This window comes from Vibrio paracholerae, from assembly GCF_037672085.1.
In the GTDB taxonomy this organism is placed as follows: Bacteria; Pseudomonadota; Gammaproteobacteria; order Enterobacterales; family Vibrionaceae; genus Vibrio; species Vibrio cholerae.
This window is the reverse complement of sequence record NZ_JBBHLM010000002.1, coordinates 1,266,485-1,282,245: the sequence shown is the minus strand read 5'-3', so window position 1 is coordinate 1,282,245 and position 15,761 is coordinate 1,266,485. Positions and strand designations below refer to the sequence as shown.

Below are 15,761 nucleotides of genomic sequence, written 5' to 3'. Positions count from 1 at the left end.
TTTTTACGCCGCCTACAGGGCGGCGTCTTTCTCTAGACTTCTTGCGACTTGAAGCAGCCGCTTCTCAGTCGCAAGAGCAACGTTCAATCAATGATAACCACAGGAGATATCATGCATTTTAAAGCCACGCTGCTTTCTCTCTCTATCGCGGCGACTTTGCCTTCTTTCTCTCTCTCTGCTGCGCCATTACACATCGACACCGCTTTACCGGATGCCGCTCAAATTCAGCAAAGTAATGCTTGGCTGGAGATTAGCGTAGGCCAATTTCAAAGCAACATTGAACAATTCAAATCACACATGAACGCCAACACCAAAATTTGCGCCATCATGAAAGCCGACGCTTACGGTAACGGTATCCGTGGTTTAATGCCGACCATTATCGCGCAAGGTATTCCTTGTGTGGGGGTGGCAAGTAATGCAGAGGCGCGTGCGGTGCGTGAAAGTGGCTTTAAAGGTGAACTGATCCGTGTGCGCTCTGCCAGCCTAAGTGAAATGTCCGCGGTGCTTGATCTCAATATCGAAGAGCTGATTGGTACCCACCAACAAGCCCTCGATCTGGCGGAGCTTGCCAAACAAAGTGGTAAAACGATCAAAGTCCACATTGCGCTGAATGACGGCGGCATGGGCCGTAACGGCATTGATATGACCACGGAAGCAGGCAAGAAAGAAGCCGTCTCTATTGCGACTCAACCTTCGTTGAGTGTCGTTGGCATTATGACCCACTTCCCGAATTACAATGCGGACGAAGTGCGCGCAAAACTGGCTCAATTCAAAGAGAGCTCAACTTGGCTAATGCAACAAGCCAATTTGAAACGTGAAGAGATCACACTGCATGTCGCGAACTCATACACCGCGCTCAATGTGCCAGAAGCACAGTTGGACATGGTTCGTCCGGGTGGCGTGTTGTTCGGCGATTTGCCAACCAACCCTGAATACCCATCGATTGTTTCTTTCAAAACACGCGTGTCTTCGCTGCACCATGTGCCAAAGGGCTCAACTGTGGGTTATGACAGTACTTTTACTACCAGCCGTGACAGTGTACTGGCGAACCTGCCTGTGGGTTATTCTGATGGTTACCCACGTAAAATGGGCAATAAAGCCGAAGTACTGATCAATGGCCAACGCGCCAAAGTCGTGGGAGTGACCTCGATGAACACCACAGTGGTTGATGTCACCGAGATTAAGGGCGTGCTCCCCAGTCAAGAAGTGGTTCTGTTTGGTCAGCAGCAGAAACAAAGCATCGCGGTCAGTGAGATGGAAAACAACGCTGAGCTGATTTTCCCTGAATTGTATACGCTGTGGGGAACCAGCAACCCACGTTTCTACGTGAAATAAGCTATACCCAAACAACTTGGAGAAACCACCCAATCGAGGTGGGCGCATACGCCCACCTATCTCCGCAGACCTTTTTACGGCATAATCTCTTCGCACTTTCTGCTGAGTTTTTCATTATTTATGCCAACAATAAAATCTCCTTTACTCATTGCTATTCTTAGCTTGCTCGCCGCTATGATCACCATCCAATCTGGAGCGTCGATTGCTAAACAGTTGTTTCCACTGGTCGGCCCGGGCGGTACAGTAGCGCTACGCATCAGCCTCTCTGCGCTGATTTTAATGCTGATTTTCCGTCCTTGGCGTGCCCGCCTCAGTTGGCCACAATGGCGCTCTATGTGCATTTATGGTGCAAGTTTGGGTGGGATGCAGCTGAGTTTTTACTTCGCTATCGAACGTATTCCATTGGGTATTGGGGTCGCGTTAGAATTTTCAGGCCCACTGCTGCTCGCCTTACTCTCCTCTAAGCGCAAGAAAGATCTGATATGGGTTGCGTTGGCCATTCTCGGTATTGTGTTCTTATTACCGGATATGAACGGCGTTGATGCGTTAGATCCGATTGGCGTTGCGCTCGCATTAATTGCTGGCGGTTTTTGGGCTGGCTACATCTGGTTCGGACAACGTGCTGGCAGCGTAGGCTCAGGCGGTATGACGGTTTCGATTGGGATGCTGGTTGCCGCAGTCATCTATTTCCCAATCGCCACTCAATTGGCCGAAGCCTCGATTTTTAGCTGGTCGATTCTGCCGATGGCACTGCTGGTCGCCGTAATGTCGAGCGCCCTACCTTATAGCCTAGAGATGGTGGCACTCAGCCGACTCTCTACACAGCATTTCAGTGTATTAATGAGCTTAGAGCCTGCGATTGCCGCGATGGCGGGGTTAGCCATTTTGAGTGAAACCCTACAATGGAGCCAGTGGCTAGCGATTTTTATGATCATTACTGCGTCCATGGGCTCTACCTTGTCCGCGGCGAAATCACCGACTAAAGTGACTCAAGAGTAAAAGCATCGCGGTCAGTCATAGGAAAGAAAGCGATAAGAAGAGAAAAATCCGGCCGAAGCCGGATTTTTTATGGGCGTTGTCCGAGTTTTACTTTGCCTTCGCTACTAAACCAGAGCGCTTCTTTACGCCGGCGGCCCAGCAAAAATGGGCCATCATCGTAAAACAGGAAGTTCTTCCAATGGCGCTTAAACACTGACCATTTGGTTTCCAGCACATTGTATTTCTCGTAACAGAAATATACCGTCACATCATCTTGCCATGGCAGATGGGCTGCCAATGCTTCCGGCAGTTCTGGTTCATCGCTCTCCCACTCCGCCATCCAGCCTGTCTCACCAGACCAGCTATTGGCTTTGCGTGGCCAGTCGTGAGAGCTCAAACGCTCAGCATCAGGGCTCATGTCACTGATGTTCTCTTTCCAAAATTGCGCCGCGCGCAACGGCTCCATGGGTTTGATCTGTGCCAGATCGGCTTCAGGCACTGGCATCGACGCATGGGTAAAAATCCATTTTCTTTGGTATTTCTCCAAAGGCAAATAAGACATTGAGTATCCTTAAACTTTCAGCCAGCCGTTTTAGCTTGCTTGTTCAATAATGTGTTTTGCGTACTCCCAAAGGGTTTGGGTATCGCCGAACGGGTTATTCTTTCCAATTGGGATTGATCAGCGAAGTCAGGTTGTGGTCTTCCCATTTACCGTTGATCAGTAAGTAATCTTTAGCGTGGCCCTCAAGCACGAAACCCACGCGTTTGAGCACATTTTCACTGCGTTTATTGTGCGGAATGTAAGAAGCCATTATGCGATGCATGTTGTGCTCGCTAAACATGTATTGACAAGCCATCGTCAAAGCACGCGTCATGATCCCTTTGCCTTGCGCCTCATAGGCCAACGAGTAACCGACATTACACGCATGGAATGGGAAGCGGATAATATTGCTAAATGAGATGGTGCCTAACATGGCATCATTTTTCGCATCCAAAATCAGTAGATAGTAACCGAGCTTCATTTTGTGCAATTCATTGAGCTTAATCAGCCTTTGCAGCCAGCCGGACTCAGTAAAAAACTCAGCTTCACGCCTTGGCTCCCACTCAATCAAGTGGCTTCGGTTATCCACAAAATACTGGCTTAAACGCTCGGCGTCGTTGATTTGCGCGCAGCGTACAACAATGTCACCATCGGTTTGATAGAAATGGCATTCGCTGTTTAATCCATTCATCAGCGCTTCCTTATTCCATAATCCCTCAGCTTATTCGCGATCGACGTGTGAGAAACATTGAGTCTTTTCGCCAACTTACGACTGGAAGGAAAAGATTGGAACAGACGATCCAACACTTGCGATTCGTACTCCTTCATGATGTCGTCGAGCGAACCATCGAGGTTGATGCTAGGCGCAGAACTTACGCTGTCCACTTGCGGTAGGTGGAACGGTTCAATACCCAGCACATCCCCTTCAATTTCAGTTAAGGCTCGCAGCACCATATTGTCCAGTTGGCGCATATTGCCCGGCCACTGATACTGACTGAGTTTATCCAGCAGATCGTCGGTCAACTTAGGTTTGAGCATACCCAACTTGTTACAGTGTTTGGTGATGAAGAGTTCAAGCAGCGGCTGTACATCACTTGGGCGTTCACGCAGAGGTGGAATACGCAGCGTCAAGACATTGAGGCGGTAGAACAGGTCCTCTCGAAAACGGCGCGACTCGGCCAAATCCGCTAAGTTATGACGTGTAGAGGCAATCACACGCACATCCACGTGGATTTCATGCTCCTCCCCGACACGGCGGAAAGTACCATCTTGCAAAAAGCGCAGTAGCTTAATTTGCAAATGTGGACTCATTTCACCAATTTCATCCAGAAATACAGTGCCACCATTGGCTTGCTCAAAGATGCCTTTATGACCTTGTTGATGATTAAAAGAGCCCGGCGCATGACCAAACAATTCGGTTTCGGCCACATCATCCGGCATTGACGCGCAGCTCAGTACCAAAAAGGGTGCAGAAGAACGATCCGAACGGTTATGGCACGCCTTAGCGAGCATCTCTTTACCTGTGCCGGTTTCCCCTTCAATCAGCAGAGGTTGATCAAGCATGGCCAATTTTTTCGCTTGGCTCATCAGGCTTTTGTGTCGATTCGAAACACCCACAAAATGTTCAAAGCCTAAGTTGCTCTGTAGTGGGATTTGAGTTGTGCTAGTCAATCCCGTATTCGCAGCACGTAACATCATCATCGCACTGGCTAAGGTGGATTGTTTGGCATCGCTCGAAATGTAGACGGGCATGATTTCCATCACATAATCCAGTCCATCCAAGACCACATCTTCACGCAGACGAGACTTACTGCCTTCCAGCCAACGTGTGAAGTTGAAAACGGGCATCAAAGCTGAAATTTGCTGGCCAATCATGCTGGATTCTTCACGATTGAACAATGCAGCCGCAGCGTGGTTAGCCATATCCACCGCGCCTTTGAGGTTGATCGCCAATACCGCATCAGGCAAGTTATTGAGCAGAGAAATCAATTCGGTGTTGTGCCGTTCAATCGGCATAAACTGGATTTTACGGACATCTTTCACCCCGGGAATGCGGCGAATTTCCGCCATCAGTTCACTGAAGGTTTCAAAATCAATATCAGGACAATTGAGGTAAATAATACCGATCACATCGATTTCGATCCCTCGCAGATCGATGCTTTTGGAGGCGAGAATATCCAGTAACTCGCGAGTCAGACCTAATCGGTCTTCACAGAGGACTTCAAGACGCACTTTAATAGGATCCTGTTTGAAAGTGTCACGAAAAGTTGACAGTAGTTTCGCCCAAGCCCAGATCGGCGTCAAGCGATCCGTGATAACGGATCGCAGTTTCCGAGAATGAAAGGTTATTTGGCGAGCAAAGCAGCCACTTTACTCACGACTTGCTTACGAACCGCACTCAGTTTGAGTTGGCGATCGGGGTGCCATGGCAGTGGACGCAGCAACCCTACCGCTTTAATGCCCAAACGCGCCGTCAGAATACCCACGCCTACACCCTGCCCTGCACGGGCAGAAAGGCGTCCAGCCAAGTCCATGGAAAACAGATCCACGCTGGCATCAACAGCCAATTCACTCGCCCCCGCTAACGCCATGTTGAGCAATACGGCTTTAAACAGTTTTATGCGTGACCAGTAACCGAGTTCAACGCCATACACTTTTGCCAGTTGATCCACCATGGAAAAGTTACGCCAAGCCACCAGCAACATATCAGCAATCGCGAGTGGGCTAATCGCCACTAATGCGGCCGCTTCAGTCGCATAACGACTCACAATTTGACTGGCTTGTTTATCTTGCTCCCCCACCACCAGCGCATCGTACAGGTCGAGAATTTCTGCGTCACTGTGGCTGCTATTGAGTGCCGATAGCCAACGTTGGTAGCCCTGCTTATCCACTTTACCTTGTTTGGCTATCTGCTCACAGAACGCTTGACCTTGGCCAACTGCATCATTCTCCATCAAGATTTGCGCTTGTTCTTGAACACTAAAATGTTGACGTAGACGACGCAGTTTCCACAACTCTTTCGCGATAGCGCCTAACCCTAACGTCGCCAAAGCACTGACAAATCCCACCCATCCTAGGCTGAGCCAGTCCGAATGTTGAATAGCTTGTACCACGCTATCGATAGCCTGCCATGCGACCAAACCACTGAAAGCCGCAAACAAGCCACCGGCAAACCATTTGCGCCCTTTGCTGGGGCGAATGATGGTGTCGAGCTCAGCTTCCAATGCCTCTTCTGCTGGCTCTTCCATGTTCATGGGCACAAACTTTTCTTGTGCGCTGAACTGCTGCTGAGCCGTCAAACTCGGCGTTTCTAAGCTACCTTGCAGTGGCTCGCTAAAAATCTGTTTGGTTTTAAGATCGCTCATCGCAGTTTATCTCCAATCAGAATGTCGAGGGCTTTATCGACTCGAATGTGCTGGCATGGCTCATCCATAGCTGTGGGCAGTGGACGAAACGCCGTAAAATCAAACGCCTGACGCTGCCAATAATCGGGATCTGGCAGTTTGCGTGGCACCTCACCGGGAAAGAGCGTGATGGATTCACCTTCCAGTGTGACACCTTGAATCGCCGCCACCTTCTGCTCTCCCTGCATGATGTAACCCGATTGCGTAGCGCGCACCGAAGCCATGCTGATGCAGTTCATTTCAATATTTTCATAGGCTGCATGCTGCCAAGCCGGATGGATCATCTGCTGCAATAGAGAAACCATATTGACATGCTGCTCCGGTGTCACATGGTCAGCCTTAGTGGCCGCAAAGACGACTTTATCGATTTTGGGTGCAAATAAACGGCTGAGCAAACCACTGCGCCCATAGCGGAAACTGTGCATGATTTGCTCCAGCGCGCTGCGCATATCCAAAAACGATTCGTGCCCTACATTGAGCGGCGATAAGCAATCCACCAACACAATCTGGCGATCAAACGTCGCGAAATAGTCCTTATAAAAGGCTTTTACCACCTTGTTTTGGTACTCCTGATAGCGCGCTTGCAGCAAAGCGTAATAGCTCTGCTTGCTCACTGAGCCCTGCGGCGCATGACACGGGAAAAATTGCAGCACAGGCGCACCTTCCAGCTCCCCTGGCAACACAAATCGTCCCGGCTGAACCCAATGCAGCCCACTGGCTTTACATTGATGCAGATAGTCGGTGTAACTCGCGGCAATCGCCGCCAAGGTTTGCTCATTGGCTTCTTGGTGAAGATCAAGCTGCTCCACAGCGTCACACCAAGGCTTAGCGAGCTCTTTGCGTAACCCATGCAGAGCATGAAATTGCTGTGCTGACCAAGTGGCGTAATCCATCTCTAATAGCGGTAAATCCAGCAACCACTCTCCGGGATAGTCAATAATGTCGAGATAGAGAGTTGCACTACTGGTGAGTAGCTTTTTGCTGCGTTTTTTCGGCTTGTATTTGATCGCCAAACGAATTTCGCTCACATCTCGGGTTGGCACAGGCCAGTTTGCAGGGCTGCTTTGCAACTCGGTTAACGCTTCATCATAGGCAAAGCGTGGCACCATCATGTTGCTTTGCGGGACACGCTTTGCACCAATCAAGCGCTGCTCACGATCCGCCGCTAACAGAGGGAGATTATGATGGCTGGACGTATGCAAAAGTTGATTGACCAGTGAAGTAATAAACGCCGTTTTACCTGCTCGCGAAAGTCCCGTCACCGCAAGACGGACATGGGAATCGAGGCCACGATGGATAAAATCGCTCATTTCTTGACGAATACGCTGCATTGTTCACTCCAAATCAGGATTTCGCACAGCTTAATAAGCTCAAGCTTAATGTGAGATGAATATACCCTTCCTACTTAAAGTGGCAGCAGTGCTGACTACCTGAAACGCCAAGTTATTCGGGTATCGCTTTTGCTCAGCTAAGTACTAGGCACAGAGCAAAATAACAATGGGTAATGGCTCGCTCCTGTCTATAAGCCATTCAAGTCACAGGAGCGATAAGAGGGATTAATCTTCTTCGATCAGTTTGTAGATGACAAACAGTGCGATCTCAAGCAGCACAAATAAACCGCAGGTGATGGTGACGTATTTATCATTAAAAATGCTGATACCGTTCAAAATAAGGTCGTAACCGACCACAGCACCGATCACCACAGCCATAATGATTTGTAGAATCTGAATAAAACGAGGCATGCCTACTAACTCCTGACCTATCGATAACGAAATGAATTGTATACCAAAACTACAGCTTCGAGTAGGAAAGGTATCCTATTAAAAAGGTGCAACTTACGTGCACCTTTGTCATTTTTTTGCCAAGTTCCTCGCACAGAAGAGAGAGGCAAGCCTTTACTTGGCCGCTTCAGCGATTTTGACCCGCCAAGTATCTGGGCCGATTTGGTGCGCATTCGCGCCCGTTGAATCCACAGCAACAGTGACTGGCATATCTTCGACTTCAAATTCGTAGATTGCCTCCATGCCTAAGTCTTCAAACGCGACTACACGAGCTTTCTTGATCGCTTTCGCCACTAAGTAAGCTGCACCACCCACTGCCATCAAATAAACAGCTTTGTGTTTTTTGATCGATTCAACGGTAGCTGGGCCGCGCTCAGCTTTACCGATCATGCCCATGACGCCGACCTCTTCAAGCATCATGTCGGTAAACTTGTCCATACGAGTTGAAGTTGTAGGGCCTGCAGGGCCAACCACTTCATCGCCTACTGCGTCCACAGGACCTACGTAGTAAATGAACTTGTCTTTCAAATCGACACCGTCAGGCAATTTTTCGCCTTTTTGCAGCATGGTTTGAATGCGTTTATGGGCGGCGTCACGACCAGTGAGAATCTTGCCAGACAGCAGAACCGTTTCACCGGTTTTCCACGTTTGGATCTCTTCACGGGTGATGTTATCAAGATTGACACGACGCGTATTCGCGCCCGCTTCCCAAGTGATTTGTGGCCAATCTTCTAACTTAGGCGGTGTTAACTGCGCAGGGCCGCTGCCATCGAGTGTGAAATGCACGTGGCGTGTCGCCGCACAGTTGGGTATCATGCAGACAGGCTTAGAAGCGGCATGTGTCGGTGCCGATTTGATTTTCACATCAACCACTGTGGTCAAACCGCCAAGACCTTGCGCGCCAATACCGAGCTTATTCACACGGTTGAAAATGTCTAAACGCAGCTCTTCTTCCGCATTTTGCGCACCACGCTCGATAAGCTCATGAATATCAATGTGTTCCATCAAGGCTTCTTTGGCGAGGACGGCCGCTTTTTCCGCCGTACCACCAATACCAATGCCAAGCATGCCCGGTGGACACCAGCCCGCGCCCATCAAGGGTACGGTTTTTTCTACCCATTCCGCAACATCATCTGATGGATTGAGCATCACCATCTTGGTTTTGTTTTCACTGCCGCCACCTTTGGCCGCAATTTGAATATCCACTTTATCGCCAGGCACCATATTGATGTGCACCACAGCTGGGGTATTGTCTTTGGTATTGATGCGCTTGCCCGCAGGATCCATCAATACTGAAGCACGCAGTGGGTTATCTGGGTTGGTGTACGCTTGGCGCACGCCCTCATCCACCATCTGCTGCACCGTCATGTCGGTCGAATCCCATTGCACGCCCATACCAATATTGACGAAACAAGTGACAATACCCGTATCCTGACAAATGGGGCGGTGGCCTTCTGCAGACATGCGCGAGTTGATCAAAATCTGCGCTATCGAATCTTTCGCCGCTTGGCTTTCTTCACGTTGGTAGGCTTTTTCTAGGGCTTTTACAAAGTCTAATGGGTGGTAGTAGGAGATGTACTGCAGCGCATCAGCGACACTGCTGATCACATCTTGCTTGCGTATTACCGTCATTGCTCGCCTCGTTATTGTTATGCTTCCGTGTACTGCGACTTGGGTGAATTACTGCTTCCAAAACCGAAGGAGACGCTCACTCTTTAAGTAGCAGCTTTGTATGAGATTTTTATGATACTCTTGCTTTCCCTGCGATGCTACGCAATGAACGGTTTCTCTGTCACAAATTACACAAATGAATAACAACCAAATTTTGTCAATTGAACACAAAAAATTAACTTATCATCCTGATATTGCTAAACAATTTTTTACATCTATTGAGCAGCAACCTTGGGCAATGCTGCTGCGCTCCGCGTCTACCACCCATATGGATAGCCGCTTTGATATTCTGGTCGCCAATCCTTTCGCCACTTTAGTGACTTTTGGTGATGAAACTGAAATTCACGCTCAGAACGGCGTGACATTGTCACTAAAAGATCCTTTTGCGCTTCTTGCTGACATCCAAGAGCAGTATCTTCCTCAAGTGACTGATGCGTCGGAGTTACCTTTTGTTGGCGGTGCTCTGGGGTATTTTGCCTATGATTTAGGACGCCGAGTCGAAGTCCTCCCTAGCTTGGCAGAACAAGACATTGCTATGCCCGATATGGCCGTGGGCATCTATTCTTGGGCGCTCGTGGTCGATCACCAACAGCACACCGCGCAATTGGTCGGACAAAATGTTGAAGACGCTTGGGGTTGGTTAAACCAACAAGAGGCGATAAAGCCAAGCGAAGTAACTGACTTTGCTCTCACATCGCCTTGGCGATCCAATATGAGCTATACCGCCTATCAAGATAAATTTGCTCGTGTGCAGGCGTATTTACGCTCGGGAGACTGTTACCAGATCAACCTCGCGCAGCGTTTTCAGGCTCACTACACCGGTAGTGAATGGCAAGCATATTTGAAGCTGGAAAAAGGTAACCAAGCGCCCTTCTCCGCCTTTTTGCGTTTGCCGCAAGGCGCAATTTTGAGTGTATCTCCAGAACGTTTTCTGCAAGTTTGCGATCGAGTGATTGAAACCAAACCGATCAAAGGCACACGTCCACGCCATGCCGACAAGCAACAAGATGCCCTACTCAAGCAAGATTTAGTCAGCGCAGAAAAAGATCAGGCCGAGAATTTAATGATTGTCGATCTGCTGCGTAATGATATTGGTCGTGTGGCAAAGCCGGGTAGCGTGCATGTACCTAAGTTGTTTGATGTCGAGAGCTTTCCCGCCGTGCACCATCTGGTGAGCACGATTCGTGCAACACTGGATGAGCAATACCAAGCCGCCGATCTGTTACGCGCCTGTTTTCCCGGCGGTTCGATTACGGGAGCGCCCAAGGTGCGGGCAATGGAAATCATTGAAGAGCTCGAGCCGCATCGCCGTAGCGCTTATTGTGGCTCAATTGGCTATCTCAGCCGTCATGGAAAAATGGATACCAGCATCACCATTCGTACTTTGGTTGCCTATCAGCAGCAACTTTATGCTTGGGCGGGTGGCGGCTTGGTGGCTGACAGCGAAGGAGCTGCGGAGTATCAAGAAACGCTAGATAAGTTAAGCCGAATTCTTCCAACCCTAGAATCCTAACTCTCAGTTTGAACCACCGTCAGCACCGCCAATGCTCGTTGGCGGTTTTCTTCTCAAGCCATCCCCTTCCTACTTACAGCGTCAAGTCGGTAGAAAGGGGATATCATATCCGGCAAATGTGCAGTAACCGACAGCGCATTGTTATGAAACACGCTATACCCAAACAACTTGGAGTTGCAGGTAGGCGGCAAATGAGTAAATCCCCATGAGCATAGATACACTATGTGATTGGGGTGAACGAACGTAGCCAACACCGCTGCAACTTCAAGTAGGAAGGGTATATAACAGGTGTTATACGTTAATCACAGTATAGAGGTCTGCTTTGCAAAACATTAGCCGTCACGAGTTTATCCAGCAGTTTCAGCTCCATTTACCCGCCGCCTATCCTCAGGAAAGCTTGCGGCGCGTCGCACATTTAGCGCCAGAGAAGCTACGTAAAGCGTCGGTATTGATTGGCGTAGTAGAACGCCCGCAAGGCCTACAAGTGATCATGACCAAGCGCGCAGCGCATTTGAGGCATCACCCCGGGCAAATCAGTTTTCCCGGCGGAAAGTACGAAGAGAGCGACCACTCGTTACAGCAGACGGCAAAGCGAGAAGCACGAGAAGAGATTGGCATCCCAGAAGAGAAAATTCGTATTGTTGGTCAGCTGCCTGAGTTAGTGACCGTAAGCCAATTTGCCGTGACGCCTTTTTTAGCTTTTGTCGAATCCGACTACCCGATTCAGCTCGATCACAACGAAGTTGATGAAGTGTTTGAAGTGCCGATGAGTTTTTTGCTTGATCGAAAAAAGATCCACAGCGGGACTTTTCAGTTAAAAAACCACCGTCATAAACTGTTCGCCCTCTCCTATAAACAACATTTTATATGGGGTATGACCGCACAAATCATCCAATCCCTTCAAAAACAATTTATTAATTACAATGAGTTAGTTTGAAGGCCTATTTTTCTCACTTTGGGCAAGGCAATACAAATCATTAGAAAATCTAATCAAAAAGACAAGCAAACGTTTTCCTGACCATTCACTGAGAATTTTTCACGCAAACATAACTAAACCTGATCCAAGCCATTAACAATTCTCACATGTGGCACGCCAATTTCGTGATCAAAAATAGGTTTTTGATAGAAGTTTCAATAAGTACAACCAATCATGATTTAGATCTAGTTTTCTTATGTGAAAAATGTGCAAAAATGCGCTCCGACTTATTTCCTGTTCCCAAAATGAGTAAAAACATATGAATACTACAACAGCGGCTACTTCTACAGCACGTTCTGCTAGCAAGTGGACCTATAAAGATTTCACCTGGGCTCTGTCCCTTTTCGGTACAGCGGTTGGTGCAGGTGTCCTGTTCCTACCAATCAAAGCGGGTGCGGGTGGCTTCTGGCCATTAGTTCTTCTCGCACTGATTGCCGCCCCAATGACTTGGTTTGCACACAAGTCTCTCGCTCGTTTCGTATTATCTGCAAAAAATCCTGATGCAGACATCACTGACACGGTTGAAGAACATTTTGGTAAAGCTGGCGCTAACCTTATTACTTTTGCTTACTTTTTCGCCATCTATCCTATCGTTCTGATCTACGGTGTGGGCATCACTAACACGGTGGATTCTTTCCTCGTCAACCAAATCGGTATGGAATCAATTCCTCGCTGGTTGCTGTCTGGCGCACTGATCACCGTGATGACCGCGGGTGTGGTATTTGGTAAGGAGCTAATGCTGAAAGCGACTTCTGCCATGGTTTACCCTCTGGTATTTATCCTATTGGCACTCTCTTTCTACCTGATCCCAGATTGGAATACCTCTATGATGGAAGTTGCACCAGACTGGTCAACGCTTCCAACAGTAGTATGGCTTGCCATTCCAATCATCGTGTTCTCTTTTAACCACAGTCCAATCATTTCTCAATTCTCTAAAGTGCAACGTCAAGAGTTTGGTGACAAGGCAGTACAGAAAACTGACATGATCACTGGCGGTGCAGCCATGATGCTGATGGGCTTTGTGATGTTCTTTGTTTTCTCGGTCGTGCTTTCTCTCTCTCCAGAGCAGCTAGCCATGGCCAAAGAGCAAAACATCTCTGTTTTATCTTACTTAGCAAACGCTCATGCCTCTCCAATCATCTCTTACTTAGGTCCAATCGTGGCATTTGCAGCGATCACCTCAAGCTACTTCGGTCACTTCTTAGGTGCTCATGAAGGTCTGGTGGGTCTGGTGAAATCACGCAGCAACATGCAAGTCAGCAAGATTGAAAAAATCTCTCTCGGCTTTATCGTACTGACCACTTGGATTGTGGCGATTGTGAACCCAAGTATTCTCGATATGATCGAAACCATGGGCGCACCAATGATTGCTGCTATCTTGTTCCTATTGCCTGTATTTGCAATGCATAAAGTGCCTGCAATGGCTAAGTTCAAGACTTCAGCACCTGTACAGATTTTTACAGTTATTTGTGGCTTGGCTGCGATTAGTTCTGTAATCTACGGCGCTCTTTAATCTCTACCTTTGCGTATGAGCTTAAAACACAAAACATAACTATACCAAAAGCCTCCCTACCCTTAGGGGGGCTTAGTTTTGAGGCATTCAAAATGATTAGTGTATTTGATATCTATAAAATCGGTGTTGGTCCTTCAAGTTCACACACGGTTGGACCGATGAAAGCGGGTAAAGAGTTTATTGACGAACTACGCTCAATGGGAAAATTGCGCGACGTCACTAAAATCACCGTGGACGTTTATGGATCGCTATCACTGACAGGGAAAGGTCACCACACGGATATCGCTATCATCATGGGTCTGGCAGGTAATACACCAGAGAAAGTGGATATCGACTCGATTCCGAGCTTTATCGCTCGTGTAGAAGAAACAGAACGTCTTCCTGTTGGTATGCACTGTCATACCGTCTCTTTCCCTCGTGAAGGTGGGATGAATTTCCACCGCACTAATCTGCCTTTGCACGAAAACGGCATGCAGATTCACGCATGGATCAACGACGAGAAAATCTTCAGCAAAACTTACTACTCTATCGGTGGTGGTTTCATCGTTGATGAAGAAAACTTTGGCAAAGAGAACGAATCTCTAATTCAAGTGCCTTACGCTTTCCGTTCGGCTGACGAGCTGCTGCATCAGTGTAAAGAAAGCGGTCTTTCGATCAGCACGCTTGTTATGGCTAACGAAAAAGCCATGCATTCTGACGAAGAAGTACGCACCTATTTCGCCAACATTTGGCGTACCATGCGTGAGTGTATGGAACGCGGGATGAACACCGAAGGTATCCTACCTGGGCCTTTGCGTGTACCACGCCGTGCTGCTGCGCTGCGCCAACAACTGCTCACATCTGAAAAAACCACTAACGATCCAATGGCGGTGGTTGACTGGGTAAACATGTATGCGTTTGCGGTTAACGAGGAAAACGCAGCAGGTGGCCGTGTAGTTACTGCGCCAACCAACGGTGCATGCGGCATTATTCCTGCGGTACTCGCCTACTACGACAAATTCATCCAAACCGTGACCGAGAAAGACTACATCCGTTACTTCGCCGCTTCTGGCGCGATTGGTGGTTTGTACAAGCGCAATGCCTCTATCTCTGGGGCGGAAGTGGGCTGTCAAGGTGAAGTGGGTGTCGCTTGCTCTATGGCAGCAGCCGGTCTTGCTGAGCTTTTAGGCGGTAGCCCAGAGCAAGTCTGTATGGCAGCTGAAATCGCGATGGAACATAACCTTGGTTTGACTTGTGACCCAGTTGCAGGACAAGTACAAGTGCCATGTATCGAGCGTAACGGCATTGCAGCCGTGAAAGCGATCAACTCGACCCGTATGGCGCTGCGTCGTTCCTCTGCCCCACGTGTTTCACTGGATAAAGTGATTGAAACCATGCTGGAAACCGGCAAGGACATGAATGCTAAGTACCGTGAAACCTCACAGGGTGGCTTGGCAATCAAAGTGATCTGTTAATCGGAACCTTTTGTGGTTACAAAAACGCCCGGATATCCGGGCGTTTTTTTATGCTTTGCATGATCAGATTACATCTCACATCAATGCGCTATTCACCGCGATAAATACAACCCGCCGTGCAAGTTTCTTTAATCTCGACTTTGCTCAGCAGCGGTAAACTGGGCTTGAGCTGTTGCCAAATCCACTTTGCCAACACTTCACTGGTTGGGTTTTCTAACCCTTCGATATCATTCAGATAATAGTGATCGAGACGATCATAAATCGGTTTGAATGCGGCTTTAATTTCCGCAAAATCTACAACCCAACCTGTATGGGGATCAACCTCACCTTCAACATACAGACGAACTAAAAAAGAGTGTCCATGTAAACGACCACACTTATGACCAGTTGGTACATGCGGTAAGTGGTGAGCAGCCTCAAACATAAACTCTTTGTATAATTCTGTTTTCATCATCATTCTCGGGGCATAAAAAGAGCCGCAATACTAAGAAATCTCAGCGGCTCAGACAAGGCTATTCAAAACATAATTCAGGCAACTTGCACCTCTCACACAAGCTTGTGAAAAACATCCCTCAATAATCAATGCAATAGCTGA

At 48.3% G+C, this 15,761-nt stretch carries 14 protein-coding genes; 6 read left to right on the top strand and 8 right to left on the bottom strand.

Annotated features, from left to right (window positions below):
* The first annotated feature begins 111 nt into the window (after window positions 1–111).
* On the top strand, window positions 112–1,335 hold the full coding sequence (gene alr / locus R4537_RS11205; protein ID WP_071179523.1) for an alanine racemase: 1,224 nt from the start codon (window positions 112–114) through the stop codon (window positions 1,333–1,335).
* A 120-nt stretch (window positions 1,336–1,455) separates the two neighbouring features.
* Window positions 1,456–2,334 (top strand): EamA family transporter, encoded by an 879-nt coding sequence (locus tag R4537_RS11200; RefSeq protein ID WP_071179522.1) that lies wholly within the window; start codon window positions 1,456–1,458, stop codon window positions 2,332–2,334.
* Window positions 2,335–2,401: 67 nt separating this feature from the next.
* Here the strand turns inward: R4537_RS11200 and R4537_RS11195 are convergent, their stop codons facing one another.
* The 7 genes from R4537_RS11195 to R4537_RS11165 form a co-directional block, all read right to left on the bottom strand.
* Window positions 2,402–2,875 (bottom strand): DUF2947 domain-containing protein, encoded by a 474-nt coding sequence (locus R4537_RS11195; protein ID WP_071179521.1) that lies wholly within the window; start codon window positions 2,873–2,875, stop codon window positions 2,402–2,404.
* 94 nt (window positions 2,876–2,969) lie between these two features.
* Window positions 2,970–3,545 (bottom strand): ribosomal protein S5-alanine N-acetyltransferase, encoded by a 576-nt coding sequence (rimJ, locus tag R4537_RS11190; RefSeq protein WP_001013812.1) that lies wholly within the window; start codon window positions 3,543–3,545, stop codon window positions 2,970–2,972.
* Entirely contained in the window at window positions 3,545–5,086 is a 1,542-nt protein-coding gene (gene tyrR, locus R4537_RS11185; RefSeq protein WP_071179581.1) for a transcriptional regulator TyrR, read from the bottom strand. The genes rimJ and tyrR overlap by 1 nt, the downstream gene beginning before the upstream one ends.
* A gap of 113 nt (window positions 5,087–5,199) precedes the next feature.
* The gene (locus R4537_RS11180; protein WP_071179520.1) at window positions 5,200–6,219 is read right to left on the bottom strand and encodes a YcjF family protein; all 1,020 of its coding nucleotides are present in this window, start codon (window positions 6,217–6,219) and stop codon (window positions 5,200–5,202) included.
* On the bottom strand, window positions 6,216–7,589 hold the full coding sequence (locus R4537_RS11175) for a YcjX family GTP-binding protein (protein ID WP_001188975.1): 1,374 nt from the start codon (window positions 7,587–7,589) through the stop codon (window positions 6,216–6,218). Before R4537_RS11175 ends, R4537_RS11180 begins: the two co-directional genes overlap by 4 nt.
* A 225-nt stretch (window positions 7,590–7,814) precedes the next feature.
* Window positions 7,815–8,000, bottom strand: coding sequence for a hypothetical protein (locus tag R4537_RS11170; RefSeq protein WP_071179519.1), 186 nt, complete (start codon window positions 7,998–8,000; stop codon window positions 7,815–7,817).
* Window positions 8,001–8,153: 153 nt separating this feature from the next.
* Window positions 8,154–9,671 (bottom strand): fumarate hydratase, encoded by a 1,518-nt coding sequence (locus R4537_RS11165; protein ID WP_071179518.1) that lies wholly within the window; start codon window positions 9,669–9,671, stop codon window positions 8,154–8,156.
* A gap of 175 nt (window positions 9,672–9,846) precedes the next feature.
* Between R4537_RS11165 and pabB the strand changes: the two genes are divergently transcribed.
* From pabB to R4537_RS11145, 4 genes are all read left to right on the top strand, one after another.
* Entirely contained in the window at window positions 9,847–11,223 is a 1,377-nt protein-coding gene (gene pabB / locus R4537_RS11160) for an aminodeoxychorismate synthase component 1 (protein WP_071179517.1), read from the top strand.
* 322 nt (window positions 11,224–11,545) lie between these two features.
* On the top strand, window positions 11,546–12,160 hold the full coding sequence (locus R4537_RS11155) for a CoA pyrophosphatase (protein WP_071179516.1): 615 nt from the start codon (window positions 11,546–11,548) through the stop codon (window positions 12,158–12,160).
* Between the two features lie 298 nt (window positions 12,161–12,458).
* Window positions 12,459–13,712: an aromatic amino acid transport family protein gene (locus tag R4537_RS11150; RefSeq protein WP_001098619.1), complete on the top strand. Its 1,254-nt coding sequence runs from the start codon at window positions 12,459–12,461 to the stop codon at window positions 13,710–13,712.
* Window positions 13,713–13,804: 92 nt separating this feature from the next.
* The gene (locus R4537_RS11145) at window positions 13,805–15,166 is read left to right on the top strand and encodes an L-serine ammonia-lyase (protein WP_000626428.1); all 1,362 of its coding nucleotides are present in this window, start codon (window positions 13,805–13,807) and stop codon (window positions 15,164–15,166) included.
* Window positions 15,167–15,254: 88 nt separating this feature from the next.
* On the opposite strand, the gene queD is transcribed toward R4537_RS11145, so the two are convergent.
* Window positions 15,255–15,617: a 6-carboxytetrahydropterin synthase QueD gene (gene queD / locus R4537_RS11140; RefSeq protein WP_000845982.1), complete on the bottom strand. Its 363-nt coding sequence runs from the start codon at window positions 15,615–15,617 to the stop codon at window positions 15,255–15,257.
* Between the last annotated feature and the right edge of the window lie 144 nt (window positions 15,618–15,761).

Bases quoted from the DNA above. Each gene is read 5' to 3' on its own strand.
- pabB (WP_071179517.1), top strand. From the start codon at position 9,847: ATGAATAACAACCAAATTTTGTCAATTGAACACAAAAAATTAACTTAT.
- R4537_RS11200 (WP_071179522.1), top strand. From the start codon at position 1,456: ATGCCAACAATAAAATCTCCTTTACTCATTGCTATTCTTAGCTTGCTC.
- R4537_RS11175 (WP_001188975.1), bottom strand. From the start codon at position 7,589: ATGCAGCGTATTCGTCAAGAAATGAGCGATTTTATCCATCGTGGCCTC.
- alr (WP_071179523.1), top strand. From the start codon at position 112: ATGCATTTTAAAGCCACGCTGCTTTCTCTCTCTATCGCGGCGACTTTG.
- R4537_RS11195 (WP_071179521.1), bottom strand. From the start codon at position 2,875: ATGTCTTATTTGCCTTTGGAGAAATACCAAAGAAAATGGATTTTTACC.
- R4537_RS11165 (WP_071179518.1), bottom strand. From the start codon at position 9,671: ATGACGGTAATACGCAAGCAAGATGTGATCAGCAGTGTCGCTGATGCG.
- R4537_RS11170 (WP_071179519.1), bottom strand. From the start codon at position 8,000: ATGCCTCGTTTTATTCAGATTCTACAAATCATTATGGCTGTGGTGATC.
- R4537_RS11180 (WP_071179520.1), bottom strand. From the start codon at position 6,219: ATGAGCGATCTTAAAACCAAACAGATTTTTAGCGAGCCACTGCAAGGT.
- queD (WP_000845982.1), bottom strand. From the start codon at position 15,617: ATGAAAACAGAATTATACAAAGAGTTTATGTTTGAGGCTGCTCACCAC.
- rimJ (WP_001013812.1), bottom strand. From the start codon at position 3,545: ATGAATGGATTAAACAGCGAATGCCATTTCTATCAAACCGATGGTGAC.
- R4537_RS11150 (WP_001098619.1), top strand. From the start codon at position 12,459: ATGAATACTACAACAGCGGCTACTTCTACAGCACGTTCTGCTAGCAAG.
- R4537_RS11145 (WP_000626428.1), top strand. From the start codon at position 13,805: ATGATTAGTGTATTTGATATCTATAAAATCGGTGTTGGTCCTTCAAGT.